At 44.1% G+C, this 24,627-nt stretch carries 25 protein-coding genes and 1 pseudogene; 16 read left to right on the top strand and 10 right to left on the bottom strand.

Going from position 1 to position 24,627, the window contains the following annotated elements; all coding sequences use genetic code 11:
• Positions 1-16 precede the first annotated feature (16 nt).
• Together FTU82_RS06335 and dxs are read right to left on the bottom strand one after the other, a co-directional pair.
• The gene (locus tag FTU82_RS06335; protein WP_034608351.1) at positions 17-847 is read right to left on the bottom strand and encodes an inositol monophosphatase family protein; all 831 of its coding nucleotides are present in this window, start codon (positions 845-847) and stop codon (positions 17-19) included.
• A gap of 114 nt (positions 848-961) precedes the next feature.
• A complete protein-coding gene (dxs, locus tag FTU82_RS06330; RefSeq protein WP_074383592.1) occupies positions 962-2,872 on the bottom strand; it encodes a 1-deoxy-D-xylulose-5-phosphate synthase in 1,911 nt (636 codons plus the stop codon).
• A 309-nt stretch (positions 2,873-3,181) separates the two neighbouring features.
• Between dxs and ribA the strand changes: the two genes are divergently transcribed.
• Positions 3,182-3,784: a GTP cyclohydrolase II gene (ribA, locus tag FTU82_RS06325; RefSeq protein ID WP_005094196.1), complete on the top strand. Its 603-nt coding sequence runs from the start codon at positions 3,182-3,184 to the stop codon at positions 3,782-3,784.
• A gap of 150 nt (positions 3,785-3,934) precedes the next feature.
• Here ribA and hemN read toward each other — a convergent pair whose 3' ends face one another.
• Positions 3,935-5,308: an oxygen-independent coproporphyrinogen III oxidase gene (gene hemN / locus FTU82_RS06320; protein WP_180001107.1), complete on the bottom strand. Its 1,374-nt coding sequence runs from the start codon at positions 5,306-5,308 to the stop codon at positions 3,935-3,937.
• Between the two features lie 236 nt (positions 5,309-5,544).
• Between hemN and hemF the strand changes: the two genes are divergently transcribed.
• The 5 genes from hemF (at position 5,545) to FTU82_RS06295 (ending at position 10,505) form a co-directional block, all read left to right on the top strand.
• Positions 5,545-6,501 carry an oxygen-dependent coproporphyrinogen oxidase gene (gene hemF / locus FTU82_RS06315; RefSeq protein WP_005094200.1) on the top strand — a complete coding sequence of 319 codons (957 nt, stop codon included), beginning with the start codon at positions 5,545-5,547 and terminating at the stop codon, positions 6,499-6,501.
• 134 nt (positions 6,502-6,635) lie between these two features.
• Entirely contained in the window at positions 6,636-6,842 is a 207-nt protein-coding gene (locus tag FTU82_RS06310; RefSeq protein ID WP_005094202.1) for a hypothetical protein, read from the top strand.
• Between the two features lie 98 nt (positions 6,843-6,940).
• Entirely contained in the window at positions 6,941-7,729 is a 789-nt protein-coding gene (aroE, locus tag FTU82_RS06305) for a shikimate dehydrogenase (RefSeq protein WP_180101141.1), read from the top strand.
• A gap of 396 nt (positions 7,730-8,125) precedes the next feature.
• Positions 8,126-9,949 carry an acyl-CoA dehydrogenase C-terminal domain-containing protein gene (locus tag FTU82_RS06300; protein ID WP_100357830.1) on the top strand — a complete coding sequence of 608 codons (1,824 nt, stop codon included), beginning with the start codon at positions 8,126-8,128 and terminating at the stop codon, positions 9,947-9,949.
• Positions 9,950-10,295: 346 nt separating this feature from the next.
• Positions 10,296-10,505 (top strand): cold-shock protein, encoded by a 210-nt coding sequence (locus FTU82_RS06295; protein ID WP_004281542.1) that lies wholly within the window; start codon positions 10,296-10,298, stop codon positions 10,503-10,505.
• Positions 10,506-10,725: 220 nt separating this feature from the next.
• Here the strand turns inward: FTU82_RS06295 and hemW are convergent, their stop codons facing one another.
• Complete coding sequence (gene hemW / locus FTU82_RS06290; RefSeq protein ID WP_180001106.1) at positions 10,726-11,880, bottom strand: radical SAM family heme chaperone HemW; 1,155 nt, start codon at positions 11,878-11,880, stop codon at positions 10,726-10,728.
• Positions 11,881-12,006: 126 nt separating this feature from the next.
• On the opposite strand from hemW, the gene FTU82_RS06285 reads away from it, so the two are divergent.
• Both FTU82_RS06285 and FTU82_RS06280 read left to right on the top strand, forming a co-directional pair.
• A complete protein-coding gene (locus tag FTU82_RS06285) occupies positions 12,007-12,465 on the top strand; it encodes a DMT family transporter (protein ID WP_005094208.1) in 459 nt (152 codons plus the stop codon).
• 40 nt (positions 12,466-12,505) lie between these two features.
• Positions 12,506-13,882, top strand: coding sequence for an MATE family efflux transporter (locus tag FTU82_RS06280; RefSeq protein ID WP_005168767.1), 1,377 nt, complete (start codon positions 12,506-12,508; stop codon positions 13,880-13,882).
• Here the strand turns inward: FTU82_RS06280 and FTU82_RS16145 are convergent.
• A pseudogene (locus FTU82_RS16145) lies at positions 13,871-14,114 on the bottom strand (DUF1737 domain-containing protein). The gene FTU82_RS06280 and the pseudogene FTU82_RS16145 overlap by 12 nt on opposite strands.
• Before the next feature lie 287 nt (positions 14,115-14,401).
• On the opposite strand from FTU82_RS16145, the gene FTU82_RS06275 reads away from it, so the two are divergent.
• Together FTU82_RS06275 and FTU82_RS06270 are read left to right on the top strand one after the other, a co-directional pair.
• Positions 14,402-15,700 carry an AarF/ABC1/UbiB kinase family protein gene (locus FTU82_RS06275; RefSeq protein ID WP_005094220.1) on the top strand — a complete coding sequence of 433 codons (1,299 nt, stop codon included), beginning with the start codon at positions 14,402-14,404 and terminating at the stop codon, positions 15,698-15,700.
• Positions 15,701-15,797: 97 nt separating this feature from the next.
• Positions 15,798-16,049 (top strand): type B 50S ribosomal protein L31, encoded by a 252-nt coding sequence (locus tag FTU82_RS06270; protein WP_005094222.1) that lies wholly within the window; start codon positions 15,798-15,800, stop codon positions 16,047-16,049.
• Between the two features lie 87 nt (positions 16,050-16,136).
• Here FTU82_RS06270 and crcB read toward each other — a convergent pair whose 3' ends face one another.
• The gene (crcB, locus tag FTU82_RS06265; RefSeq protein WP_004281556.1) at positions 16,137-16,517 is read right to left on the bottom strand and encodes a fluoride efflux transporter CrcB; all 381 of its coding nucleotides are present in this window, start codon (positions 16,515-16,517) and stop codon (positions 16,137-16,139) included.
• 175 nt (positions 16,518-16,692) lie between these two features.
• On the opposite strand from crcB, the gene FTU82_RS06260 reads away from it, so the two are divergent.
• Positions 16,693-17,025 (top strand): HopJ type III effector protein, encoded by a 333-nt coding sequence (locus FTU82_RS06260; RefSeq protein WP_005094224.1) that lies wholly within the window; start codon positions 16,693-16,695, stop codon positions 17,023-17,025.
• Positions 17,026-17,095: 70 nt separating this feature from the next.
• Here the strand turns inward: FTU82_RS06260 and FTU82_RS06255 are convergent, their stop codons facing one another.
• Positions 17,096-17,659, bottom strand: coding sequence for a hypothetical protein (locus tag FTU82_RS06255; RefSeq protein WP_034608360.1), 564 nt, complete (start codon positions 17,657-17,659; stop codon positions 17,096-17,098).
• 191 nt (positions 17,660-17,850) lie between these two features.
• Between FTU82_RS06255 and FTU82_RS06250 the strand changes: the two genes are divergently transcribed.
• Complete coding sequence (locus FTU82_RS06250; RefSeq protein WP_159516290.1) at positions 17,851-18,480, top strand: class I SAM-dependent methyltransferase; 630 nt, start codon at positions 17,851-17,853, stop codon at positions 18,478-18,480.
• Between the two features lie 18 nt (positions 18,481-18,498).
• On the opposite strand, the gene FTU82_RS06245 is transcribed toward FTU82_RS06250, so the two are convergent.
• Together FTU82_RS06245 and FTU82_RS06240 are read right to left on the bottom strand one after the other, a co-directional pair.
• The gene (locus tag FTU82_RS06245; RefSeq protein ID WP_074383599.1) at positions 18,499-19,077 is read right to left on the bottom strand and encodes a hypothetical protein; all 579 of its coding nucleotides are present in this window, start codon (positions 19,075-19,077) and stop codon (positions 18,499-18,501) included.
• Between the two features lie 27 nt (positions 19,078-19,104).
• Positions 19,105-19,572, bottom strand: a complete 468-nt coding sequence (locus tag FTU82_RS06240; protein WP_180076120.1) for a Holliday junction resolvase-like protein — start codon at positions 19,570-19,572, stop codon at positions 19,105-19,107.
• Positions 19,573-19,696: 124 nt separating this feature from the next.
• Between FTU82_RS06240 and FTU82_RS06235 the strand changes: the two genes are divergently transcribed.
• From FTU82_RS06235 to FTU82_RS06220, 4 genes are all read left to right on the top strand, one after another.
• Positions 19,697-20,341, top strand: coding sequence for a ParA family protein (locus FTU82_RS06235; RefSeq protein WP_005094230.1), 645 nt, complete (start codon positions 19,697-19,699; stop codon positions 20,339-20,341).
• A 128-nt stretch (positions 20,342-20,469) separates the two neighbouring features.
• Entirely contained in the window at positions 20,470-21,600 is a 1,131-nt protein-coding gene (locus FTU82_RS06230) for an AI-2E family transporter (protein WP_370982120.1), read from the top strand.
• A 122-nt stretch (positions 21,601-21,722) separates the two neighbouring features.
• Positions 21,723-22,265: a superoxide dismutase family protein gene (gene sodC, locus FTU82_RS06225; RefSeq protein ID WP_005168781.1), complete on the top strand. Its 543-nt coding sequence runs from the start codon at positions 21,723-21,725 to the stop codon at positions 22,263-22,265.
• A 303-nt stretch (positions 22,266-22,568) separates the two neighbouring features.
• Positions 22,569-22,871 carry a DUF3817 domain-containing protein gene (locus FTU82_RS06220; RefSeq protein WP_100357834.1) on the top strand — a complete coding sequence of 101 codons (303 nt, stop codon included), beginning with the start codon at positions 22,569-22,571 and terminating at the stop codon, positions 22,869-22,871.
• Positions 22,872-22,945: 74 nt separating this feature from the next.
• Here FTU82_RS06220 and FTU82_RS06215 read toward each other — a convergent pair whose 3' ends face one another.
• On the bottom strand, positions 22,946-24,175 hold the full coding sequence (locus tag FTU82_RS06215; RefSeq protein WP_005168783.1) for an MFS transporter: 1,230 nt from the start codon (positions 24,173-24,175) through the stop codon (positions 22,946-22,948).
• Between the last annotated feature and the right edge of the window lie 452 nt (positions 24,176-24,627).

Below are 24,627 nucleotides of genomic sequence, written 5' to 3'. Positions count from 1 at the left end.
ATTCATCTAAACCCGATTATTTTGCTGCCTCACCCCAAGCAGGAACAACTGCTTGCATTAAAGGTTTAAGCATTTTCATTGAACAAGCCAAAACTTGACCATTTTCCATAGAGTCGCTACCACCACGTGCATCAACTACAGTACCGCCTGCTTCTTTCACGATCAATTCGCCCGCTGCGATATCCCAAGGTTTTAAACCAAGTTCGAAGTAAGCATCAAAACGGCCTGCAGCAACATAGGCTAAATCCAATGCCGCAGAACCTGAACGACGATATTGCGCGCCAGCTTCAGTCACGTTTAACAAACTTTGAAAATGGTTCTTGGCATAAGATACAACTTCGCCATTACGTTTAGCACGGTAAGCGTGACCAACAGCCATAAAGGTATTTTCCAGGCTGTCTTTGACATTCACACGAATACGACGCTGGTTCATCATGGCACCACGACCACGACTGGCAGAGAATAGCTCATCTTTCACCGGGTCATAAATCACCCCGTGTTGAGTAATGCCTTTGTGCTGAACTGCGATAGAGATACAGAAATGCGGGAAACCGTTAATGAAGTTTAAAGTACCATCCAGTGGATCGATCACCCAACACCAATCGGCGTCGTGACCATTACCTTCCTGATAGCCAAACTCTTCACCAAGGAAACTGTGATTTTTATAGCTTTTACGTAGGGTATCGATGGTCAACTGCTCCAAATAACGATCTACACGCGTTACTGGACCATCAATTCCTTTTTCTTCGACTTGTAGATCGAGTTTATGACGATTCTGATGCGCTTTTAAAAGCTCTTGACCAACTAACTGAGCCGCACGCGCAGCCATCACCACCATAGGTTCCATTGAACACCCACTACAAATTTAAAGAAACTGATAAAGAATAATGCATAAAAGCCCCGATATCTTAGCAAATATCAGGGCTTTTTTGGAGAAAATGTGTCTAAAATTTTTAAGAACTTATGACAAAACGCTTTGCCCCAAGGCTGACCAGGCTTGATTCATTGATTTTTCAATACCTTGCGCATCCAATCCGGCCTGCTGCAACATTTGTGCATGCGTGGCCTGAGCCATAAACGTGTCGTCTAAACCAAGATTCAGCAGCGGTTTCACAATCTGTGCTTCTGCCAGATATTCATTCACAGCACTACCCGCACCGCCCATCACGGCATGTTCTTCTACTGTCACAAACAGACTGGTGCTTGATGCCAGATCATCCAGCATTTGCGTATCAAGAGGTTTGATAAAACGCATGTTCACAACACGCACACCAATCTCATGTTTCACTGCAAAGGCTTCAGCGGCGTCGACTGCGGCCTGTACCCGGCTGCCAAAAGCCAGCACAGAAATATATTCGTCACACTGCGCATTAAAGCTGGCGACAATTTCCGCCTGACCGATTGGAATTTCAAGCATCTTTTGCTGGATATCCACCCCTAAGCCATTACCACGTGGATAACGCACAGCTGCCGGCCCGGGATATAAATAAGCGGTATGCAGCATTTGACGACATTCATTTTCGTCTTTTGGTGCCATGATCACGATATTCGGGATCGTCCGCATATAGGCATAGTCATAGGCACCGGCATGGGTCGGGCCATCTTCACCGACCAGACCAGCACGATCAATACCGAAGGTCACATCCAGATTTTGTAAGGCCACATCGTGTACCAGCTGGTCATAACCACGTTGCAGGAAGGTCGAATAAATTGCCACGACCGGCTTTAAGCCTTCACAGGCCATGCCCGCAGCCAGCGTCACGGCATGCTGCTCTGCAATCGCGACATCGAAAAAACGTTCCGGATATTCTTTGGCAAACTGCACCATACCTGAGCCTTCGCACATGGCCGGTGTAATCGCGAGCAAGCGCGAGTCCTGTGCTGCTTCATCGCAGAGCCACTGCCCAAATACATCCGAATATTTCGGTGCAGTCTTGGCAGCGGTAATGGCATTAAGCTTGCTAATCGCGTGATATTTGATTTGATCCGATTCGGCCGGCGCAAAGCCCTTGCCCTTTTTAGTATAGATATGAATCAGACGTGGGCCTGTACGCTTTTTCAGCGCTTTAAATACATGCACCAGTTGTTTGACATCATGACCGTCATAAGGGCCGAAATAGTCAAAGCCGATGGCTTTAAACAGGTTATCTGCGGCATCAGTCGCGGCACAGTGCAAGCGTGAGTTATACAGCCACTCCGGATGCGGCTGTACGTAAGCTTCACCTTCCTCGGTAATATTAACGAATTCACCGCGCTCCCAGATCGCCGCCAGATGCTTGGCAAAACCGCCAGTACTGCAAGAAATCGACATGTCATTGTCGTTCAGCACCACCATCAGATCGGCATTGTGCGCAACGGCATCGTTCAAGGCTTCAAAGGCCATACCCGCCGTCATGGCGCCATCGCCAATAATCGATACCACTTCACATGGCTTGTTCTGGTAGCGACGTGCCAAGGCCATGCCCAGACCAGCAGAAATTGCCGTCGAAGAATGCCCTACCCCAAAGGTATCAAATTCAGATTCTTCACGTGCTGGAAAGGCTGCCAGACCATCTTTGGCTCGGATAGTAGTGAGCTGTTCACGACGGCCGGTCAATGCCTTATGCGGATAGGCCTGATGCCCCACATCCCAGATCAGACGGTCATGTGGAGTATTGAAGCAATAGTGCAGAGCCACCGTAAGTTCAATAACACCGAGGTTGGCACCAAAATGTCCACCACTTTGCCCGGCAGCATACAAAATGAATTGACGTAACTCATCTGCCACTTGCGCTAGCTGGCTTTGCTCGAGTAAACGTAGTTGCTCAGGATGATTGATCGTATCCAGCAACGGTGTTACAGGGCGTTGAGTAGGGATTTCTGTATACAGCATATTATGGCAAAGCCTTCTAAAGCCTGGCAAATCTAAAGCTAGGTCAATGGGGAGTACCCGATCATATAGCTGAATTGTAGCAGCTTCAATTCAGCTACGCTTCTAGCGATGCAATATTAAACAATGATCTCATCGGGGTGAAAAAATCGCAGGCTACGATTATCCTGAATAATCTTACTATTTATCAACTATTATCGTCTGCTTTCTACAAAAAAGAAAATCTAATACAGAATTTCGACTTTGCAATTCTACCAATGTTCAATCATTACGCTATACTTTAGCCACTTTCAGGATTTAACGGGTTCAGCTGTGCCAATCGAATTTGTCGCAACGTCAAGATTACCTACCGCTCACGGTGAATTTAAAATTACTGTATTTCAAGACCCTAAGACTGGCGAAGAACATGTCGCGCTATCTAAAGGACTTGAAGAAGTTTCTGACGAGCCAGTCGTGGTTCGTGTACATTCTGAATGTTTAACCGGTGATGCCTTTGCTTCACTGAAATGTGACTGTGGCCCGCAATTGCAGGCGACTTTAAAGCTGATCAATGAGTTAGGTCGCGGGGCGATTCTGTATTTGCGTCAGGAAGGACGCGGTATTGGCCTGACCAACAAGATTCGTGCCTATGCCCTGCAAGATCAGGGACATGATACGGTCGATGCCAATTTAATGCTGAACCTGCCGGCTGATGCACGTCAATATGACATGTGCAGCATTATGCTGGATCATTTGCAGGTCAAAGCGGTACGTCTGGTGACCAACAATCCTTTAAAAATTGAAGCTTTAAAAGCCCAAGGGATTAATGTGGTCGATCGGGTGCCCCTCACCGTCGGCTTAAATCCGTTTAATGAGCAATATCTCAAAACCAAACATGAACGTATGGCGCATCTTTATCAGAAGGATGATTTTTAAATCCTCCCCTTAATAAATCCCTCCAAACCTCCCTTTCTTGCGCTTCGACTTAAAACAATGCTTAAGTCTTGCTCAGGGAGGCTTTTCCTTCTTTCAAAAAGAGGAGAAAACTCCCTCCTTTCTTAAAGGAGGGCTGGGGTGGATTAAGTATTAAATCGTCATCGAAAAAATCCGGTTCTCGGGCATGCGTCGCTTTAAACGTAAATCAAAAGCCATACAAATATTACGTACAAATGGTTTCCCTTTCTCCAAAATCGTGACTGATGAGTCTGTCATTTGAATCAAACCATCCTGTGCCATTTCTTCAAGCTGCACCAAGACCTGATCAATTTCAGGGAAAAATAGCTCGGGTTTTTCCCATGAGGTACTAAAGCTGCACATCAAATTCAGAATATGCTGACGAACAATCAAATCTTCCTGATTTAAGACATGTCCTTTAAATACCGGAATTTCATTGCGAGCTAAACACGCATAATATTCTTCAATGGTTTTCACATTTTGGGCAAAGCTGTACCAGCTATCACTGATCGAAGAAATGCCTAAACCGATCATCACTTGAGTTTTAGAGGCGGTATATCCCATAAAATTGCGGTGTAATGTTCCAGCTTGAAAGGACTGGTACATGCCATCTGTATCTAAAGCAAAATGATCCATGCCAATTTCATGATAACCATGCGCCAGCAGTTTCTTTTTAGCCGCTTCATAACATTCACGTTTGATCGCATCTTTGGGTACATCGGCATCTTTAAAACCGCGCTGGCCATTGCCTTTAATCCAGGGCACATGTGCATAGCTATATAAAGCCAAACGATCCGGCAGAAGTGAATTGGTTTGCTCAATGGTATTTAAGACATCGTCCAGATGCTGAAAAGGCAGGCCAAACACCAAGTCATGCGAAATCGACTCATAGCCAATTTCACGCGCCCATTCGGTTACCTGTTTGACATGTTCATAGGGCTGAATCCGGTGAATGGCTTTTTGCACGGTTTCATTATAATCCTGCACCCCATAACTGACCCGGCGAAAGCCCAGATCATACAAGCCTTGCAAATGCTCACGCGTGGTATTGTTCGGATGCCCTTCAAAACTGAATTCATGCACAGGCGCTATGTCTGCTTTGGCCAAAATACCTTGAATCAGTTGAGTCAAATGCTCAACAGAAAAGAAAGTCGGTGTTCCCCCGCCCAAATGAATTTCTTTAATCATTGGCTTATCTTTCAGCAACTCACAATACAAATCCCATTCTTTCAGCACTGCCTGAATATAGGGCTGTTCCATTTCATGTTTTTTCGTGACTCGCTTATGACACCCGCAAAAAGTGCACAGGCTTTCGCAAAATGGCAGATGGATATACAGGCTGATGCCTTCACTTTGATTGGATTCAGTAAAGGATTTTTTCAGCGTTTGCTTCCATTGTTCCAGTGAGAAATTCTGCTCTTCCCAATATGGAACGGTCGGATAACTGGTATAGCGGGGACCGGGAACATTATATTTTTGAATCAGGGAATTGACCTGTACCGACATGACACCCACCTATTACCATCGAGAAATGCTCAAACCCATGAGCGCTTGCAAGTTATTGTGCGGAGCTTGAAAAAAGAATTCAACCTAGCCATTTGGTCGGATTTAATACCCCATTCTGTCCATCAATACTCAAATTTAAAGCCTGGTTCAATCCACTACATTGCTAAATAGACCTTAATCTTTGACTGATTTTATGCTTTGATGTAGCTAGTTTTTTATTTCCCTACGAGGCTCTGATGCAGCATCCTACATCTGCGGATATTCAACGCGTTCGTGAATTTCTCCTCGACTTGCAGGCACGGATTTGTGCAGCACTGGAACAACAGGAGCGTGCTGGCGGCGGTACGGCCGAATTTATCATTGATGACTGGGAACGTCCTGAAGGTGGTGGTGGCCGTTCGCGTGTCTTGCAAAATGGTACCGTGATTGAGAAAGGCGGGGTGATGTTCTCCCATATCAATATTTCCAAACTGCCCGCTTCAGCCACTGAACGCCATCCCAATATTGCCGGTGCCAAGGCGCAAGCGATGGGTGTATCGCTGGTCATCCATCCGAAAAATCCGAATGTACCAACCTCACATGCCAACGTACGTTTATTCGTTGCAGAAAAAGAAGGGCAAGATCCAATCTGGTGGTTTGGTGGCGGTTTCGACCTGACGCCGTTCTATCCAAATGATGAAGATGTCCTTTCGTGGCATCAGACGGCGCATGATCTGTGTGCGCCATTTGGTGAAGAGATTTATCCTGAACATAAACAATGGTGTGATGATTATTTCTATTTAAAACATCGTGATGAACAGCGTGGTGTCGGCGGGTTATTCTTTGATGATCTGAATCAGTGGGATTTTGATACCTGTTTCCAGTATATACAGGCCGTAGGCAATGGTTATCTAGAGGCGATTCTGCCGATTTTCCAGCGTAATCAGGATAAGCCTTATACCGAAGCACAACGCGAGTTCCAGTTGTATCGTCGTGGCCGTTATGTCGAATACAATCTGGTTTATGACCGCGGTACGCTATTTGGTTTGCAGACCGGCGGCCGAATTGAATCAATCTTGGTGAGCTTGCCTCCGCTGACCGGCTGGTCCTATCGTCCTGAATGGGATGAAGGCTCGCCGGAAAAGCGTTTGACCGATTACTATCTGAAACCCCATGACTGGCTCACAGAATTAAAATCAACTGCAATGAAATGATACAAACAGCCCTCAAATAGAGGGCTGTTTTAATCCATTATTCCTCTATACTGCTGCAGAGTAATCCCTGATTTGGTCGCGGCATCCTATCGCTACATCGATCACAATCTATTAGATGTCTAGTGAGAATAACAATGCATCATCTTCAATTAAATCTTCCTGTTTTTGCCTTTTGGCTTTTTCTGGCTCTCGCCATCAGTGCGATGAGTACCGCCGTTTTGAGTCATAATCTGCTTCTGGATGGCGCGGCTATTCTGGTGAGTATCCTGACTGTGGTCGGAGCTGTGCTTAGTATGGCGCTGGTATTTGCAGAACATATTATGGACATCTGCAGTTCCTAAACCGCACTTCCAGCCCCCTTATTTAAAACAGCGCAGGCTTTAGTCCCTGCGCTTTTTCACGTATATTGATGCTCATTTCAGCACATGGACATTGTGAAATGAGCAAACAATTTGCCGTGATTGGTAATCCGATTGAACAGTCACGCTCTCCAGAATTGCATCATGCTTTTGCAGCAAAAACCGGAATTGATCTAAATTACAGCAAACGTCTGGCTCCACTGGATGGCTTTGAGGCCAATATTCAGGAGTTTTTTGCCCATGGCGGAATCGGGATGAATGTCACCGTGCCGTTTAAAGAGCAGGCTTTTGCCCAGTGTCAGGTGCTCAGTGAGCGAGCCAAAATTGCCAAGGCAGTGAATACCCTGTGGATAAAAAATGGTATTTTGCATGGCGATAATACTGATGGTCAAGGTCTGGTCGATGCGATTCGTGCACTCAACTGGCCGCTGGAAAATACCAACATCCTGATTATCGGTGCAGGCGGCGCAACCCGTGGCGTGATCTATCCTCTCGCCCAGGCAGGCGCAAAAAAAATTGTGATTGCCAATCGCACCTTGGCACGCGCTGAACAACTGGTTGCGGATCTGCAGGATGCTGTAGCGCAGCTCGAATTACAGGCTATTTCACTAGAACATCTTGCAGGTGAGTTTGATCTGGTGATCAATGCCACTTCAGCCAGTCTCAGCGGTGATGCTTTGCTGCTTCCAGAAGCCTTACAGTTTAACTATGCCTATGAAATGGCCTATGGCAAGCCTTCCTCCTTCCTTGATCAGGCCAAAGCACGTGCTGTGCCAACATCTGAAGGCTTTGGCATGCTGGTCGGTCAGGCACTGGAATCTTTTTCTATCTGGAATGGCATCAAACCAGATTTAAAAGATTTTCTATAAATATCCAGTTATTTTGACCAGAGAATTCGGGTTGTAACAACAATCCGAATTGATCTTAACTCCATTATTAAAGACTAAAAATTCAGCTACTGGATTTAATGACATTTTTAACTTGAATTTTTTATTGATAACAATTGAGTACAATTCATACAAAAGTAGCACTAGACAATCTGGTGTTCAATTCATTAAAGTCCAATCAGATAAGAAGTTTTCAACCTTTCTGTACGCTGACAGCCAGAAGATGAAATCATCCGATTTTATTGGTTGGCTCTAAGACTCGATTCGCTTTTCTGACATTTTTATTTGCTTGCCTTATCAATGTTTTTTTATCTCAAATATGAATAATCAAAGAATCGATACAGATAATCCAAAACTATTTTAATCAGGATTAAACGCATGCCAGCATATAAAGCCCCTTTACACGACATTCGCTTCCTCATGAATGAAGTGCTCGATTACCCTGCGCACTACCAGAATTTGTCGAATGGTGAATATGCCGATACCGACACGGTAGACATGATCTTGGAAGGTGCAGCAGATTTCTGTGAAAATGTACTTTCACCTCTGAATGAAAGCGGTGATGCTGAAGGCTGTCATTTTGAAAATGGCGAAGTGAAAACGCCTAAGGGCTTTAAAGACGCTTATGATCAGTTCGTCCAAGGTGGCTGGCAAGGTCTGTCTTATCCTGAAGAGTTTGGTGGTCAAAACCTGCCAATGTCTTTAAACCTGATCAAATCGGAAATGATGGGAACTGCAAACTGGTCATTCCAGATGTATCCGGGTTTAAGCGTGGGCTGTATCAATACCATTATCCAGTACGGCACCGATGAGCAGAAGAATACCTATCTGCCGCATCTGGTTGCGGGTACTTGGGCTGGCACCATGTGTCTGACTGAGCCGCAATGTGGTACCGACTTGGGTCAGGTTAAAACCAAAGCCGAGCCGCAAGAAGATGGCACGTATGCCATTTCAGGAACCAAAATCTTTATTTCCGCAGGCGAGCACGATCTCACTGAAAATATCGTACATATCGTGCTGGCGCGCCTTCCGGATGCACCGCAAGGTACTAAAGGCATTTCACTGTTTATCGTACCGAAATTTATTGCTGCTGCCGATGGTGGCATCGGTGAGCGCAATCCAGTCAATTGCGGTTCGATTGAACATAAAATGGGGATTCGTGCCTCAGCAACAGCCGTGCTGAATTTCGACAAGGCCACGGGTTACTTGATTGGTGAACCGAATAAAGGCTTGCATGCCATGTTCACCTTCATGAACACTGCGCGTATTGGCACTGCGATTCAAGGCATCTGTCATGCGGAGTTATCCTTCCAAGGTGCTCTGCCGTATGCCAAAGAACGTATGTCGATGCGTGCCCTGTCTGGCAAAAAAGATCCGGAAAAAGTGGCGGATGCCATCATTCATCATGCCGATGTACGCCGTATGCTGTTGACGCAAAAAGCCATTGCCGAAGGTGGCCGTGCCATGATTTATCATGCTGCGCAAATTGCCGACAACATGAATGATGCTTTATTGCGTGGCGATACCGCTGCCTTTGAACAGCATGATGATCACTTAGGTTTCTATACCCCGATTCTAAAAGGCTTCCTGACTGAAATGGGCTATGAAGCATCGAATCACGGTATGCAAATCTTTGGTGGTCATGGCTATATCAAAGAATGGGGCATGGAACAGATCGTGCGTGATTCACGTATCTCTACCTTGTACGAAGGAACGACAGGTGTACAGGCACTCGATCTGATCGGTCGTAAAGTACTGTTAACCTCGAAAGGCAAAGTGATTCGTGATTACACCGCTGAAATCCTGAAATTCTGTGGTCAGCATGCGCGTAATAAATATATGCGCCGTTTTGCCTGGGATCTCACCAAGCTATGTGCCCAGTGGAATGCATTAACTGTTCGAATCATGCTGGCAGCCCGTAAAGACCGCGATATCGTCTCTTCTGCTTCAGTCGATTTTCTGATGTTCTCGGGCTATGTGATGATGGCATACTTCTGGGCGCAGCAAGCCGCAGTTGCCTCAGCCAAACTGGCTTCTGGCGATGGCGCAGAAGTACCTGAGTTCTATAAAGCAAAAATCAAAACCGCTGATTTCTATTTCGAACGTATTCTGCCTCGTACCCAAGGTCATGCTGAAGCGATGGTGAATCCATCCAAAACCATGACCGCACTGGCGCCAGAGCACTTTAGTTTTGATTACTAAGCTGTAAATTGAATTACAAAGAGCGCTTCGGCGCTCTTTTTATTGAGAGCTAACCTTTTAAAACCCTAAAAACACCGGCCTGAATACAAAATATACAGGTTTAATTTTATATTTTTCAATAGCCTAATAAATTAGATAAATAAAACGCTTGTATATCTCAAAATAAGCGGTATGATAATCCCAACTAGAAAAATTCTTGTTTTGGTTAGTTTCTTTTAAGTATCGCAGTTTTAGTCATAAACCTTCGTATTACAGATCAAAAAGCTCCATCCTTTTTATTTTTCAAAGTTACAGTTAGTCATCTGAAATTTTGGCTATAAATTCATACGATTCAATAGGTTACATTATGTCTAATACAGTTAACGGTACAGTAAAATGGTTCAACGAAACTAAAGGTTTCGGTTTCATTCAACAAGAATCAGGTCCAGACGTTTTTGCTCATTTCAGCGAAATCACTGGTTCAGGTTTCAAAACTTTAGTTGAAGGCCAAAAGGTTTCTTTCAGCGTAGCTCAAGGTCAAAAAGGCCCTACAGCTGTAAATATCGTTGCTCTATAATTTAGAAGCAAGATATTGAAAAAAAGCACTCTTAGAGTGCTTTTTTTGTGCTTGTAATTTCTCTTATTCAACTCTAGCTTTTAAAGCTTATTTGTTTGATTTAAAAACCGGTGTGCTCTATGCCAAGCTAAAAACTCCTGATCTGGTAAAATCTGCACAATAAAACCCCCCATATAGATTTATGAAGGTCTTTGAAAAATGTTCAGAAAATAAAAATCAGTTAAAGAAATTCTTCCAGTACCGAATTTAAGAAGATATGCCCCTGCTCGGTACATGCAAGCCGGTTTTGATCATAGATCATTAATTTTCGTTTACGTAAAGAGTTCAATAAATCTTGTAGGGTGTCCAAACTTTGACCAGTACGCTCGATATAAAATTTAGCCTCTACGCCCTGATTTAAGCGTAGCGCATTCATCATAAACTCAAATGGCATCTCTGCAGCTTCAATACGCTTAAACTGCAAATGTTCAGCAGGTACTTTGGCTAAGTAGTCCTTAGGTAAGCGGGTTTTCTGGAAACGATATACGCCATCAGGTTGAGTCACTTTGCCATGTGCACCCGCACCAATCGCCAGATAATCGCCGAATTGCCAATAATTCAGGTTATGCGCTGAAGGTAGTTCTTTACGCCAGGCAGAAACTTCATAATTGATAAAGCCTTGAGCTTTGAGATAAATTTCGCCCTGCTCCTGAATCTCTTCAAGTACATCATCTACCGGTAGAATAGGTTGGGTACGGAAAAATACCGTATTCGGTTCAATCGTCAGCTGATACCAGGAAATATGTGTCGCGCCATTTTCTACCGCAAGTTTTAAATCATGCAAGGCCTGATCTAAAGTCTGCTCAGGCAAGCCATGCATTAAATCGACATTAATTCGTTGAAAGCCTGCTTCACGCGCCAATCCAATCGCAGAAATCGCATCTTCATTGCTGTGAATCCGACCCAAGCGTTTAAGATGGTCAGTATTAAAACTCTGCACCCCAATCGACAAACGGTTAATGCCGGCCTGCAAATAACCTGCAAATGGGTCATGCTCTACCGTACCAGGATTTGCTTCCAGCGTAATTTCACAGCCTTCTGCAAAGGGAATAATGGCTTGCAACTGATCAAATAGCCATTGATAACCTTGAGCAGAAATCAGCGACGGCGTACCGCCACCAATAAATACAGTATGAATCTGGCGGTCTTGGGCAAAATCGACCTGCGTTTTAAAATCCTCAACCAAGGCATGTAAATATTCCTGTTCTAGTTCCAGTGATAATTCACCATCAGGAACAGCATGCGAATTAAAGTCACAATACGGACATTTGCGCACGCACCATGGCATATGAATATATAAAGACAATGGGATAACAGCAGGATTCAATTCAGCCAAAGAACTACTCAAAAACGACTACAAGATATAGCTGAATTTTAACATGACTCGACAGCAACACTGCTAAAATTAAAATGATCACCGGGTTATATCTAAAAACTCAAATAGAATTAGACAGTTAAAATTATGAAAATATCTTCTCAACTGATTATTTTACTTCCTTTAGTCTTTGCAATTGGTGTTTTGCTGACGCTTCAAACCGCAATTAACACGCAACTGAAAGAATATTTATATTCTCCTATGCAAGCTGCATTTTTTTCCTTTTTGATTGGTACAATAGTGCTCGCTGTGATTGTACTTTTTCAGTCCAATCCCAAACCCGGTGTACAGGAATTAATGAATGTTCCCTGGTATTTATGGCTTGGGGGCATCGTGGGTGTCTACGCGATTAGCATGAGCATTTATGCAGCCCCCAAACTTGGCTTTCTGGTGCTTAGCGGCCTGATTATTTTTGGTCAGATGGCCATGTCGATGCTGGTCGATCATCTGGGTTTATTGGGCAACGAAAAAATGCCGATTAACTGGCAACGTCTTTTAGGCGGCGGAGTAATTTTTATTGGTGTGCTTCTCACTTTACAACGCTAAACCCCTCTATTTAAGCACATGATCACGATGAGTAATTTTTGTGTCGAATGTTACACCGGTTACGACCTTTGGTTTTGAATTAAAAAAACTGTTTCATCTGATGTTACCTATTCTGGTGACCCAATTTTCCCAGGCAGGTTTGGGCCTGATTGATACCATTATGGCAGGTCATCTGTCTGCGACCGACCTTGCAGCAATTGCAGTCGGGGTGGGTCTATGGATTCCGGTGATGCTGCTGTTTAGCGGTATCATGATTGCAACGACACCCTTGGTGGCTGAAGCGAATGGCGCACGTACCCCTGAAAAAATTGCCACCATTACCCGTCAGTCACTTTGGGTGGCCCTGATTCTGGGGATTATTGCTGGCCTGATTTTGCAGCTGTTGCCAGCGACTTTACCAATCTTAGGTGTACCGGAAAGCTTGCAGCCTAAAGCCGGTTTATTCCTGCATGCAATTGGTTTTGGTATGCCGGCAGTAACTATGTATGCCGCCTTACGTGGCTATTCAGAAGCGATTGGTCATCCACGTCCGGTGACCGTCATCAGCCTATTGGCACTGGTGTTGCTGGTTCCACTGAACTATGTATTTATGTATGGAATTGGCCCTGTTCCAGCCTTGGGTAGTGCCGGCTGTGGTTTTGCTACGGCAATTTTACAGTGGTTAATGGTCATTACTCTGGCACTGTATATTTTTAAGAATAAAGCCTATCAACGCACCCAGCCGTTTACTCATTGGGAAAAAATCAACCCGGAATGGATGAAACGCATCTTGCAGCTTGGCCTGCCGATCGGACTGGCGATTTTCTTTGAGGTCAGTATTTTTAGTACTGCGGCGATCGTGCTCAGCCCTTTGGGAGAAACCATTGTTGCGGCGCATCAGATTGCCATTTCAGTGACCTCACAGCTATTTATGATTCCAATGTCACTGGCGATTGCCCTGACCATTCGGGTCGGCACCTATTATGGCGAGCAGAACTGGCAGGCAATGCGTAAAGTGCAATATCTCGGCCTGATTACGGCCACTATTCTGGCAATCCTGACCATGATTTTGCTTTGGGCGTTCCGTAATGAAATCGTGGCGCTCTACACCTCGGATATGATCGTGACCCAAATCGCGGTCTATCTGATTCTGTTTGCGATTGCTTATCAACTGATGGATGGCTGGCAGATCAGTGCAGCAGGTTGTCTGCGTGGGATGCAGGACACCAAAGGCCCTATGTGGATTACCATGCTGGCTTACTGGGTGATTGCCTTCCCGGTCGGGGTGTATCTGTCCCGCTTTACCGACATGGGCGCAGCCGGTGTCTGGGTTGGCCTGATTGTGGGTCTGAGTGTGGCCTGTGTACTTTTATTAGCTCGTTTATACGGCAACAATAAACGTTTAAGTCTCGACCACCCAATGCGTTCAGCCGATTAATTCAAGCTGGAAAATGCGCTGCGATTCAAGATCCAGCGCATTTTTTAATGCTTTGGAAATCTCCGATTCGTCTATCACATCTTTGATCAGCAGGGGCTCTTACAATCACCTCCGTGCCATTAAAGCGCATGGTGGGTGAATCATCTAACTTAGGTCCTGTATTTAAGGTTTAAGTGATACGCACACAAAAATGCACATCATCTTGAGCAGTAAAATATCGATAGACTTTCATTGAATTTTCTTCATTACTGTAATCGGTTTCTTTTATACTTTTGGGACTAAAACAACCTTTAGTATGATTATGCAGCCTGACCTAAAACAATGATGTATTCAGGAATCTTGTTTGGGTTTAAGTACAGGAAAGGAAGAAAAATCTTCTGATAAATCAAAGATCATGCACTAAAGATGGAGAAGTTAAAGAAAATCACAACACAACCTCTACAATTAAATCTAGGCAATTGAATCTTTGTCACCTATGATCAAATACATCAAATAATTGTTGGTTTCAAGGAATCTCGCATGGCAAAAACGGCTAGCACACCCGGTCGTCGCTTTATGAAACTTGCCGGAATGACCGCAAGTATTGCAGGTAAAACCCTATCCAATTCAATTAAAAATTTAACTGCCGACGAAGAGCAAAAAAATACTGCGCGCAGCAAATTATTTCAGGATATTGGTATACAAATCGCGGATACCTTGGGAGAAATGAAAGGCGCGGTCATGAAAGTTGGTCAGATCGCCTCGCAATATAAAGATATTTTTCCACCCGAAGTTGCCAAAGCCATTGCCAAATTGCAACGTCAGGCACCGCCCATGCCATTTAAGGACATTCAGGCGCAAATTGAAAAGGAACTCGGTAAACCTTTACAGCAATTATTTCAACAGTTTGATGAACAACCTTTTGCCGCAGCATCGATTGGTCAGGTACATAAAGCCACTTTACCCAATGGCCAGCAAGTGGTGGTCAAGGTGCAGTATCCGGGTGTCGATGAAGCCTGTGAAAGCGACCTGAAACAGGTACGTCTGGCGCTCCGCATGATGGGCGTTTTAAAGATTGACCGTAAACTTCAGGATCAGTTATTTAAAGAAATTCAGCATAGTCTGGACAATGAGCTCAACTATGAAATTGAAGCTCAGAACCTGGAAGTTGCCCGCGCTTTCCATGAGTCACTGGATCATAAAATTGTGATTCCACAGGTTTTTCATGAATATTCTTCACGGCATATTCTAACCTTGAGTCAGGAAATGGGAGAAAGTATTGAAACCGCCAGCACCTGGCCACAGGAAACCCGCAATGCCTTAGGGCGACGTCTGCTGCGTGCGATTGGTCAGGAAATTTTTTATCTGAAACGCTTTCACTGTGACCCGCATCCGGGCAACTTTGCCTTTCGTGAAGATGGCTCTGTGATTGTTTATGATTATGGTGGCGTTAAGACTCTTTCGACTGAAGTGATTGGGCATTTCCGGGAACTTATTCATGCCGCACGCGAGAAGAATATTCCCGTGATCGAGCAACAGTTAGATGCGCTGCATTCCTTGACTGAAACCGGAAAATTCCCGACTGAATTGTATGAACAATGGCTGGAAGTTCTGATGCGTCCACTGGTCACCCATTATGATTTTGCTGAAAACTCGGCCCATCATGATGGCATGGAGTTGCTCAAACCTTCTCTAAAATATTGGGATGTGTTTAAGCCATCTCCAGATACGCTCATGGTGAACCGGACGATTTCAGGACAATACTGGAACCTGATTCATTTAAAAGTTCATGATGATCTGAGTGATGTATTTGAAGAACTGGTGCCGAGTCGAGGTTAATTTTGACCCCAAAGGCTTACACGCTGTAACTCTAGATGACTTGAAATACCAAATGTTATATTATAACATTTCATTAAGAATCATAAGGGAATTATATATGCGTCCAGATATTCATCCAGCGTATCGTGAAGTGTTATTTCATGACACCAATGCCGATACTTATTTTGTGATTGGCAGCACAATGAACTCTAGCCAGACTAAAGAATATGAGGGGAAAACATACCCTTATGTTACGCTTGATATTTCAAGTGCTTCTCATCCCTTCTATACTGGCGAGCAGCGTCAAACCAGCAATGAAGGTCGCGTGGCAAGCTTTAATAAACGTTTTGGCCGCTTTAAACGTGGCTAAAACTAAAAACCGTCGATTATCTTGATCTTCAAATCGTGGTTTATGTCAGGAAATAACCTCCAGTTTCCTGACTTTTTTATGTCTGTTTCAGCTTTGAGCCAAAGCCAGTGAAGTCAAGTAAAAACCCAGCGCCAGAACGATAATTCCAACAATTACACTCGACAGCGCATACAATAGAGCTAAACCTACAGCGCCATGTTTCAAGAGCTGAAAGCTTTCCAGACCAAAACTGGAAAATGTGGTAAATCCGCCCAGTATCCCCACCATTAAAAACAGACGTGCTTCCTGTTGCAGCATTGGATATTTTTGGCTACAGGCAAAAAAGATCCCTGCACATAAGCAGCCCAGAATATTGACCCACCAAGTCGGCCAAGGAAATTGCATCTGTGGTTTTAGCAACCAGAGCCCTGCTGCATACCGTAAACTGGCACCCACTGCCCCGCCGATTGCCACCCAAAGCCAGCCCATATACGTTCCTATTCTATTTATTGATCCAGTTGATTTGATCCGGAATTTCAAATTAATTATGAATCATTTTCATGATTATCTTGAACTGCAAACCCATTAAATACCATGGAACTTCGCAAGAAAATTGCTATATTCATCGCATCGAAATTTTTATTGATTGCAAAGGGAAAACAGCATGGCACAAGATTTATTGGCACAATTGGCCGCAGGTGAGGCAAAATTTGCAGATGTGATTGCCTATATCGAAGCGCATTATACCCATACCCCGACTGCATTTAAAAATGGCCAGCAGAGCAATGCGACCACTGAAAACCAAGGCAGCGCCAAAGTTTTTGCCTTTGCACGACTCAATGGGCTGGATCAGGCCCAAACCTTAAGCCTGTTTGCCGAGCACTATGCAGCTGTACAAGCGACGCCTCAAGCCAGCGATCATCAGAATATCCGCCAGTTTATGCAAAATGGCTGGGATGGCATTGCATTTAAAGGTCAGGCTTTAACTGCTAAATAAGCAGTTTATCAGTATATAAAACCGCTCATAAAAGCGGTTTTATATAGGCATCTAAATAGCAAATTTTAATTTAGCTTTTCCCAACCTGTTCAATCCACTGAATTGAACTGACACGGAATACCTCACAGGCGCCATCACCGGTATCGGTCGGAGTTAAAGACGATGTCCAGACCAGATCTTTATCACGCACTTCAACCAGCTCACCCTGCATACGCACCAGATCACCACGTTTCACCTTTTTAATGGCCTTGGCAATTTCAGGATTGGCCGGAATGATATGCATATTGGACACCATCTGCTTGGCTTGTTCTACCGGCACGGGCACCCGATCCATTTTCCAGTTCAGATAACGGTCATATTGATTGACACTAATATGTCGGGCAATTTCAGGTTCAGCAAACAGGCCCCAACTTACCGCATAATCAATCGGAGAGAATTTGGCCTGTGGATCAGCGCTATAGACTTTGGAACCCAAAATACGGAAATCGCCTTTAAAAGGCTGCAAGACAGAAATTGACTGTCCTTTGACCACAGGTGGCAAACCTTTGGCAATATTGTGATCGACCGAGCTATAGCTGGAAATAGGCAGCAACAAACCGGCCAACAATGCATAATGTTTAAAGTGTTTGAACATCATTTTTAATCTAATCCTAATCGAGTTGATCAAACGTTTTAAGGATATCTTCCTTGATCTTACGTATTTTTTAATGAATAAACAGTTGAACTTGGTAACAAACTGGGTGTATTTAGTCAGCTTGGGCATTCCCGAATATTGTATTTTTCAGTTAAGCTAAAATACATTCAGATTAAATTAAAACAACCCAAATGCTGTATCAACTTTATCAACAACACATCTTTCCGCACCTTTTAAATCAGGTGATGCAAACGCCGTCCTTGATGGATTTACGCCGTGAATTGCTTTTGAACATTTCTGGTGAAGTACTGGAAATTGGTTTTGGTACAGGGCTGAATCTGCCTTTCTATCAAGAAGTAGATCTGGTCTATGCCGTAGAACCCAATCCGGCCATTTTCAAGCTGGCAGAACCGCGCATCCAGCAGGCTGCTTTTCAGGTTGAATATATTCAGGCCAGCGCAGAAGCATTGCCTTTTGCAGAACATAGTCTAGAACATGTGATCTCGACCTGGACACTGTGTAGTATTGCTGACCTCGGCCAAAGTTTGCGTGAGATTTATCGGGTGCTACAACCGGGCGGTTACTTGCATGTGGTCGAACATGTGCTGAATCGACAAAATTTAAATATCCAGCGCCTGCAGCATTTACTCACCCCGATTCAGAAGAAAGTCGCAGATGGCTGTCATTTAAACCGGGATATTGAAACTGCCTTACTGGAAACTGGTTTTGAAATTGAAGAATTGAATTATATCAATGCCGCAGGGATTCCGAAGATTGGCCAGCGTATGCTGCTGGCTCGACTGCGTAAACCGCAAGGCTAATTTATTTTCGTTTTGCCGTTAATGTTGCTGCAACTGAGTCACACGCAGCAACTGACAATGGGCATGATATTCCGAGCCTGTACCCACCTGAAATTCCTGTCCCGTGCTTCCTGAATGTACTGTGACCAGATCACCGCTGAGTGTAATCTTCTGCCCTGATTTTAGCCTGCGAATCTGATTGGCAATTTTCTCGTTGGCAGCGATCAGACTAAAATGCTGGACATGCGTGCTGAGAAATTCAGCTTCAGCCTGGCTGATTTGTTCCTCGATTTGATAACAGCGTTTTGCTTTATCAAATGCTAATGTTGCCTGCATGACTGGCAGTGACTGACTGAGCAACAGCACATCAATATTACTGACATAGGCCAGATCATTAAAATGTCCGACCATAGGGCTGGCCTGATGCAAGACACGACGATTCGGTTTAACAAAACGTTTATCATGCACAGTAAATGTAGCTGAAATGGGCTGAATCGGCTCTACCGAAAAGTTTTTCAAGACACCTCGTTCTTCCAGATGTGGGATCGCACGAAAAAACTCATTCCAGACCCACAGTCCAAGCATAAACAGCAGCGCAGTGATCAGTAATTTCTGCATAATTTCTTATTCTTTCCTTGGTCGTGCTCAATCATCGAAATCAATCCGGATGGTTTCAAAACGCACCCGCCCTTCCTGAACTGCACGGGCAATCGCTTGCTGGCCTTTAGTCAGACGCGCTCCGCCACTTTTGATATCAATCAATACCACTTCAATATCCTCTGCTTCGCCTTCGCCGTCTCTGAAATCACTGTAGCCATCAAAGACCACATAATCGACAGGATCGCCCAGAAACTTGGCATCACTGGGCAGATATTGAAATTCCGGCATGATCGGTGCGAGCTGTTCCGCCATTTTGCCTTTCAGGACTGCACGGCTGGTATTGACACTGCGTTTTTGCGCGGCGATCAATGCCTGCTGATGTTCTAGTTCCAGCTCGGCAATATACTGCTCATATTCAGCCTTGATGCGTCCATTGCGTGTCTGACTTAAAATAATGGTGGTCAGCACCACCCCGATACATGTGCCAATCAGCATGGCCATCCATATGGACATTCAATCTTCCTAATTTACTTTATTTTTTCAGCACAATATTCGACTGAAGTTGAAAACATCAGCCATTGGTACGCTTGAAAAGAATGATATGCTAGGCAGGAACAGAATAAAATCACCTTGAGTCATGAAAACAATTTTAGTTGCGAATCAGAAAGGCGGTTGTGGCAAAACCATGACAGCTATTAGTTTAGCGTCAGCACTCGCACAAAAAGGTTATAAGGTGGCGCTGGCCGATGCCGATAACCAGAAATCGGCATTGCAATGGCTCAAGCAACGTCCGGAACAGGCCATGCCGATTCAAAGTCTGGACTGGCGCAATCACAAATCCATTGGTGATGCACCGAAGCAGATTGAGTATCTGATCATTGATGCACCGGGAGCGTTGACTGAAGATCATGCCGAGCAGCTGATCAGTGAAGCGCATGCGATTATTATTCCGATCCAGCCTTCATTTTTTGATATTGATTCGACCCGCCGTTTTCTCAAGCATTTGCAGGACATTAAGCGGATTCGTAAAGGCAAGGTTGAAATTTTACTGTTGGCCAACCGTACCAAACCGAATGCAGCCAGTAATCAGGACATACAGCAGTTTTTTGACAAGATCGACCAGCAGCCGGTGGCCTGGATTTCAGAACGTGCACCTTATAGCCGTCTGGCTATGGAAGGTCTGTCAGTCTTTGATAAACCTCAAAAAATCTATCGGGAATTACAGGATCAATGGCAACCGGTGCTGAATGCCATTATCGATGATCCCAGTCAGTGGTTTTAAGCCAGTCCGCTGAATCCTAACACTGCTTTGGGAAAATAATCACGCTACTTACCAAGCCGTCATTTTCGATCGCTTTTTTTTCAGTTAATATGCCTGAACACGACCTAAAAAATGAGCCATTAAATTCAGTGCAACAGTACGCGCCTACATTACAAAAAGTCTTATTATTTGGATTGTTCTTTATCCTGATTTTTTTGAGTTTTCATATACTCAAATATTTCATCATCCCTGTAGTTTGGGCAGCGATTATCGCCTATATGACTTGGCCCTTGTATCAGTCGGTGTTACGCATGTGCGGCAATCGGCCAACGCTGAGTGCAACCGTGATGATTCTGGCCGTGATTCTGGTGTTTGGTCTGCCATTTATCTTCGCCATTTTTATGTTGCAGCATGAAGGTCGTAATCTGTATTTTGAATTACAGCGACAGGTCTTTTCCGGTCATCTGGATGTACCGGATTTTATTCGTGGCCTTCCGATTGTCGGCAAGGAAATTAGCCGAACTTTAAATGAAATCAATACCGATCCAAACAGTATCGCGCTATCGATCTCGAGCTGGATTCAAGGTCATCTGAATTACGGCAAAGTGGTATTGAATGAAGTCAGTAAAAATATCTTTAAATTGTGTTTTGCGATACTTTCGCTGTTCTTTTTCTACCGTGATGGTCAGACCATTTTAAATCAGGTGCGTAAAGCTTTTGAGATGGTGGTCGGGCCACGTGTACATCATTATTTTTCTACCATTTCTGCCACTACACGTGCGGTGGTCTATGGCGTTGGTTTGACTGCAATTGCCCAGTCTTTATTGGCAGGTCTGAGTTATTTTGTCGCGGGTGTACCGAATCCGATGGTCTTGACCATTGTGACCTTTATTTTCGCCCTGATTCCTTTCGGCCCACCAGTGGCTTATAGTGCAGTATCACTGTGGCTCTTTTCACAGGGACAGACGATTGAGGCGATTGGGGTGATGGCTTGGGGCGTCTGTATTGTCAGTACGGCCGACAACGTAATTCGTCCACTGGTGATTTCTGGCGCAACACAAATTCCATTCCTGTTGATTATGTTTGGTGTTCTGGGCGGTATTGCCAGTTTTGGTCTGGTCGGCGTCTTCATTGGTCCAGTGATTCTTGCAGTCTTGCTGGCAATTTGGCGTGAATGGTTACATGAAAGTAATTTGAATGAACCCTTAATGATGCCTAAAGCCACCATGGCACATGACATCGATCCGCAGACCGAAGACACACCGCCCAAAGCACCTTAAAGCACAAATTGAGTCGACTTAAACAAAACAAAACATTTAAGTACTGATTCTATATAGAGCTTCTGATCTTGCTCTGTTTCAATAGATTTACAAAACAGAATAAAGATCAGGATGCCAATACCATGTCTTCATTGTTTAAAATTACGACACTTTGTGCGCTCAGTGCTGCACTTTTCACAGGTTGCGCCTCGACTTCTCCATCGAATGAACTGGTCAGAGCCGTGACTGTAAATGCAGTAACCGCTGAGGGGATAGGTCAAGAGATTGGCACCGTATTACTCAGTGACAGTCCAGCCGGTCTGGTGATACGTACCAACCTGAAACAGCTCCCTGCCGGTGAGCGAGGTTTCCATATTCACGAAAATGGTTCATGTGCACCCGCCATGAAAGATGGCAAGATGGGTGCAGCACTGGCTGCCGGTAGTCATTACAATCCGAACCAGTCACCCAATCATGGTACGCCGGTGACCGGTCACCTCGGTGATTTGCCTGCATTAAAAGTCAATACTGACGGTACTGCCCGTGTCACCCTGCTTGCACCACGTTTGAAACTGGCGGATCTTCAGGGTCGTGCCATTATGGTTCATGCCGGCGGCGACAACTATTCTGACAACCCCTTACCATTAGGTGGTGGTGGTGACCGCATTGCATGTGGTGTGATCTAAACAGATTAGTGTAGATATAAAAAGAAAAAGACGGGCTATCTGCTCGTCTTTTTTCATGAAATTTTCTTTAGAGTTGGCATCTAAATAACTTTTTTGCTCTTGAAATAGATCAGTTTATTGTCGGAAAACTTAAAGTTTTTTTGCAGTTATGCCATCAATAATAGTATCGTGAAACTAAATAACCAACTGCTTTACTCGGTTATAACTCATTATAAATATTGAATATATTTTTTATTTTTAAGATTTAATCTTCAATTTATATTGGGTACACTCAGGGTTAATTTAATTAAATCAGTATGTCTTATGAACATCAAAACTTTACGTCTGGTCGGTTTGTTTGAAGGGATTTCATTTCTGCTACTTTTATTTATCGCGATGCCCGTGAAATACATGATGGATAATCCGATCTTAGTGAAATATATTGGTATGGGGCATGGCGTACTATTTGTGCTGTTTTTAGTGGTGTTATTTGCGGTCTGTGAAAAGCAAAAATGGTCGCTCAGCATGTTTTTGATGGGCCTGATCGCTTCAATTTTGCCATTTGGGCCATTTTTGTTTGATCTGAAATTAAAGAAACTAGAGCAGCCAGTCGCTGAGCTTCAATAGATATTAAAATCCTCTCTCCCTCTGGGAGAGAGTTAGAGAGAGGGTATAGCCTTCCTTTATAAAAGGAAGGAGCTTTAAAACTCCCCTCTCACCTTCCGCTCAGAAATAATCTGCTTTAAGCTCAGACGCGGCAAAGTAAACCACAATGCAATCAAAATGAAAGAGGCGATGCAATAGGCCCAAATGTCATAGGCTTCATAAGCCATTCGAACTGCTTCAATCACCACGAAAAAGCTCAGCATCAGGATAATCGAAACCGTAGCAGCCACCGTACCTTTGGACACTTCAGAAGACATCAGTGCAAAACGGTACAGCACCGAGAAACTTACGCCTTCACCAAGGCTGATACAGGTGGTGCCGATAATCAGGCAATGCACAAAATAATCTGGAATAAACAGACCGAGTATTAATAAGCCTGTACCAAACAGCATCAATGGCACACCCAAGAGTACAGTTTTCCCCAGCGGCATTTTGTCGATGATTTTTAGCAAAACCAGATTACCGATAATCAAGCCGCCCAAAACCGGAAACTGCGCCAGACCATATTGCACGCTGCTGAATCCAAACTGCTCGACCAGAATTACAGGCGATAAGGCAATCCATAACATCAACGGCAGGCTGACCAAGGGCAAGGCCGCGGTCATAATTACAAAACGTTTATTTTTTAAAACCTGTTTAAAGTCATCCAGAATATAGCTAAACGGCTGCTTCGGAACACTGACTTTCAGGTTTGGCATTTTGGCTTTCAGACCAAACCAGCTTAAAAATGATAGAAATGCAATGCCGATAAAGCCCCAATGCCAGGAGATATGATCGATCATAAAGGCACCCAGCACCGGCCCGAGCAATGGCGCCAGTAAAGAAACATTGGCCATCAGTGCCATGACTTTAATGGCATCGCGTTCTTCAAAGCTTTCCTGAATGGCGGCATAACCTACGGCGGTAATAAAGGACAGTCCAAAGCCTTGTAAAAAGCGCAGGAATAAAAAGCTTTCGATATTGGGTGTCAATAAAATGGCCAAACAGCTAATTGTGAAAAATGCCACGCCGCCCAAGAGTACGGTTTTACGTCCAAGACGATCGGACAATGGTCCCAAAATCGCTGCAACAAATGCCCCACCCAACAGGAAAAAGGACATGGAGGATGGCGCCCATGAACTGCTTACCCCAAAATCACGGGTAATCGATAGCATGGCTGGTTGGATCAGGTCATTACAGATATAGACGGAAAATTCAAACAGAACCAGTGCCAGCGGGAACATGAGTGTGGCACGGGTCAGTTTTTGGGTTTGGATGTTTTGCATGGGAGTTTTTATTGTCACCCTGCTCGTTTAAGCAGGCTAAACTTTGTCTAAAATAGAAAGAGGAAATTTTAGCAGAGTCCTGTTTTTAAGTCCGTTCTCTTTTTTAATGACCTACTCAAAACAAATCAATGGAGGATACATTATTCATCTATATTCTAATAATTTATAAAAATCAAATAGACTCTACTGAGTTCCACTCTTGAAACCATTTTTCTTTTCTAGGATTTTCAAAATGAAGAATTTGTTCTACTAAGTCTATAATTAGTTGATCAATATCTTTTGCTATCGAAGATCCTAACGTTATTTTTGAAATACTTCCACTTTTGGTGGTGTTTCAAAAAGTATGCTGAAAAAAAGCAGGTTGGATTTTGATAAAATAGAGAAATGCGAATAACTCTAGAAATCAAGTGTCCAGCCTGCCTAAGTGACAGTATAAAGAAAAATGGCACAAA

Origin of the sequence: Acinetobacter sp. YH12151, from assembly GCF_013418355.1 — a bacterium.
Classification (GTDB): Bacteria; Pseudomonadota; Gammaproteobacteria; order Pseudomonadales; family Moraxellaceae; genus Acinetobacter; species Acinetobacter pseudolwoffii.
Note: the sequence above shows the minus strand (reverse complement) of the source record. Positions and strands in the feature narration are given on the sequence as shown.

What these genes read in the sequence shown, in the direction of transcription:
- FTU82_RS06335 (WP_034608351.1), bottom strand. Translation starts at nt 847, where the DNA reads ATGGAACCTATGGTGGTGATGGCTGCGCGTGCGGCTCAGTTAGTTGGT.
- dxs (WP_074383592.1), bottom strand. Translation starts at nt 2,872, where the DNA reads ATGCTGTATACAGAAATCCCTACTCAACGCCCTGTAACACCGTTGCTG.
- hemN (WP_180001107.1), bottom strand. Translation starts at nt 5,308, where the DNA reads ATGTCGGTACAGGTCAATTCCCTGATTCAAAAATATAATGTTCCCGGT.
- hemF (WP_005094200.1), top strand. Translation starts at nt 5,545, where the DNA reads ATGCAGCATCCTACATCTGCGGATATTCAACGCGTTCGTGAATTTCTC.
- FTU82_RS06310 (WP_005094202.1), top strand. Translation starts at nt 6,636, where the DNA reads ATGCATCATCTTCAATTAAATCTTCCTGTTTTTGCCTTTTGGCTTTTT.
- aroE (WP_180101141.1), top strand. Translation starts at nt 6,941, where the DNA reads ATGAGCAAACAATTTGCCGTGATTGGTAATCCGATTGAACAGTCACGC.
- FTU82_RS06300 (WP_100357830.1), top strand. Translation starts at nt 8,126, where the DNA reads ATGCCAGCATATAAAGCCCCTTTACACGACATTCGCTTCCTCATGAAT.
- FTU82_RS06295 (WP_004281542.1), top strand. Translation starts at nt 10,296, where the DNA reads ATGTCTAATACAGTTAACGGTACAGTAAAATGGTTCAACGAAACTAAA.
- FTU82_RS06285 (WP_005094208.1), top strand. Translation starts at nt 12,007, where the DNA reads ATGAAAATATCTTCTCAACTGATTATTTTACTTCCTTTAGTCTTTGCA.
- FTU82_RS06275 (WP_005094220.1), top strand. Translation starts at nt 14,402, where the DNA reads ATGGCAAAAACGGCTAGCACACCCGGTCGTCGCTTTATGAAACTTGCC.
- FTU82_RS06270 (WP_005094222.1), top strand. Translation starts at nt 15,798, where the DNA reads ATGCGTCCAGATATTCATCCAGCGTATCGTGAAGTGTTATTTCATGAC.
- crcB (WP_004281556.1), bottom strand. Translation starts at nt 16,517, where the DNA reads ATGGGCTGGCTTTGGGTGGCAATCGGCGGGGCAGTGGGTGCCAGTTTA.
- FTU82_RS06260 (WP_005094224.1), top strand. Translation starts at nt 16,693, where the DNA reads ATGGCACAAGATTTATTGGCACAATTGGCCGCAGGTGAGGCAAAATTT.
- FTU82_RS06255 (WP_034608360.1), bottom strand. Translation starts at nt 17,659, where the DNA reads ATGTTCAAACACTTTAAACATTATGCATTGTTGGCCGGTTTGTTGCTG.
- FTU82_RS06250 (WP_159516290.1), top strand. Translation starts at nt 17,851, where the DNA reads ATGCTGTATCAACTTTATCAACAACACATCTTTCCGCACCTTTTAAAT.
- FTU82_RS06245 (WP_074383599.1), bottom strand. Translation starts at nt 19,077, where the DNA reads ATGCAGAAATTACTGATCACTGCGCTGCTGTTTATGCTTGGACTGTGG.
- FTU82_RS06240 (WP_180076120.1), bottom strand. Translation starts at nt 19,572, where the DNA reads ATGTCCATATGGATGGCCATGCTGATTGGCACATGTATCGGGGTGGTG.
- FTU82_RS06235 (WP_005094230.1), top strand. Translation starts at nt 19,697, where the DNA reads ATGAAAACAATTTTAGTTGCGAATCAGAAAGGCGGTTGTGGCAAAACC.
- sodC (WP_005168781.1), top strand. Translation starts at nt 21,723, where the DNA reads ATGTCTTCATTGTTTAAAATTACGACACTTTGTGCGCTCAGTGCTGCA.
- FTU82_RS06220 (WP_100357834.1), top strand. Translation starts at nt 22,569, where the DNA reads ATGAACATCAAAACTTTACGTCTGGTCGGTTTGTTTGAAGGGATTTCA.
- FTU82_RS06215 (WP_005168783.1), bottom strand. Translation starts at nt 24,175, where the DNA reads ATGCAAAACATCCAAACCCAAAAACTGACCCGTGCCACACTCATGTTC.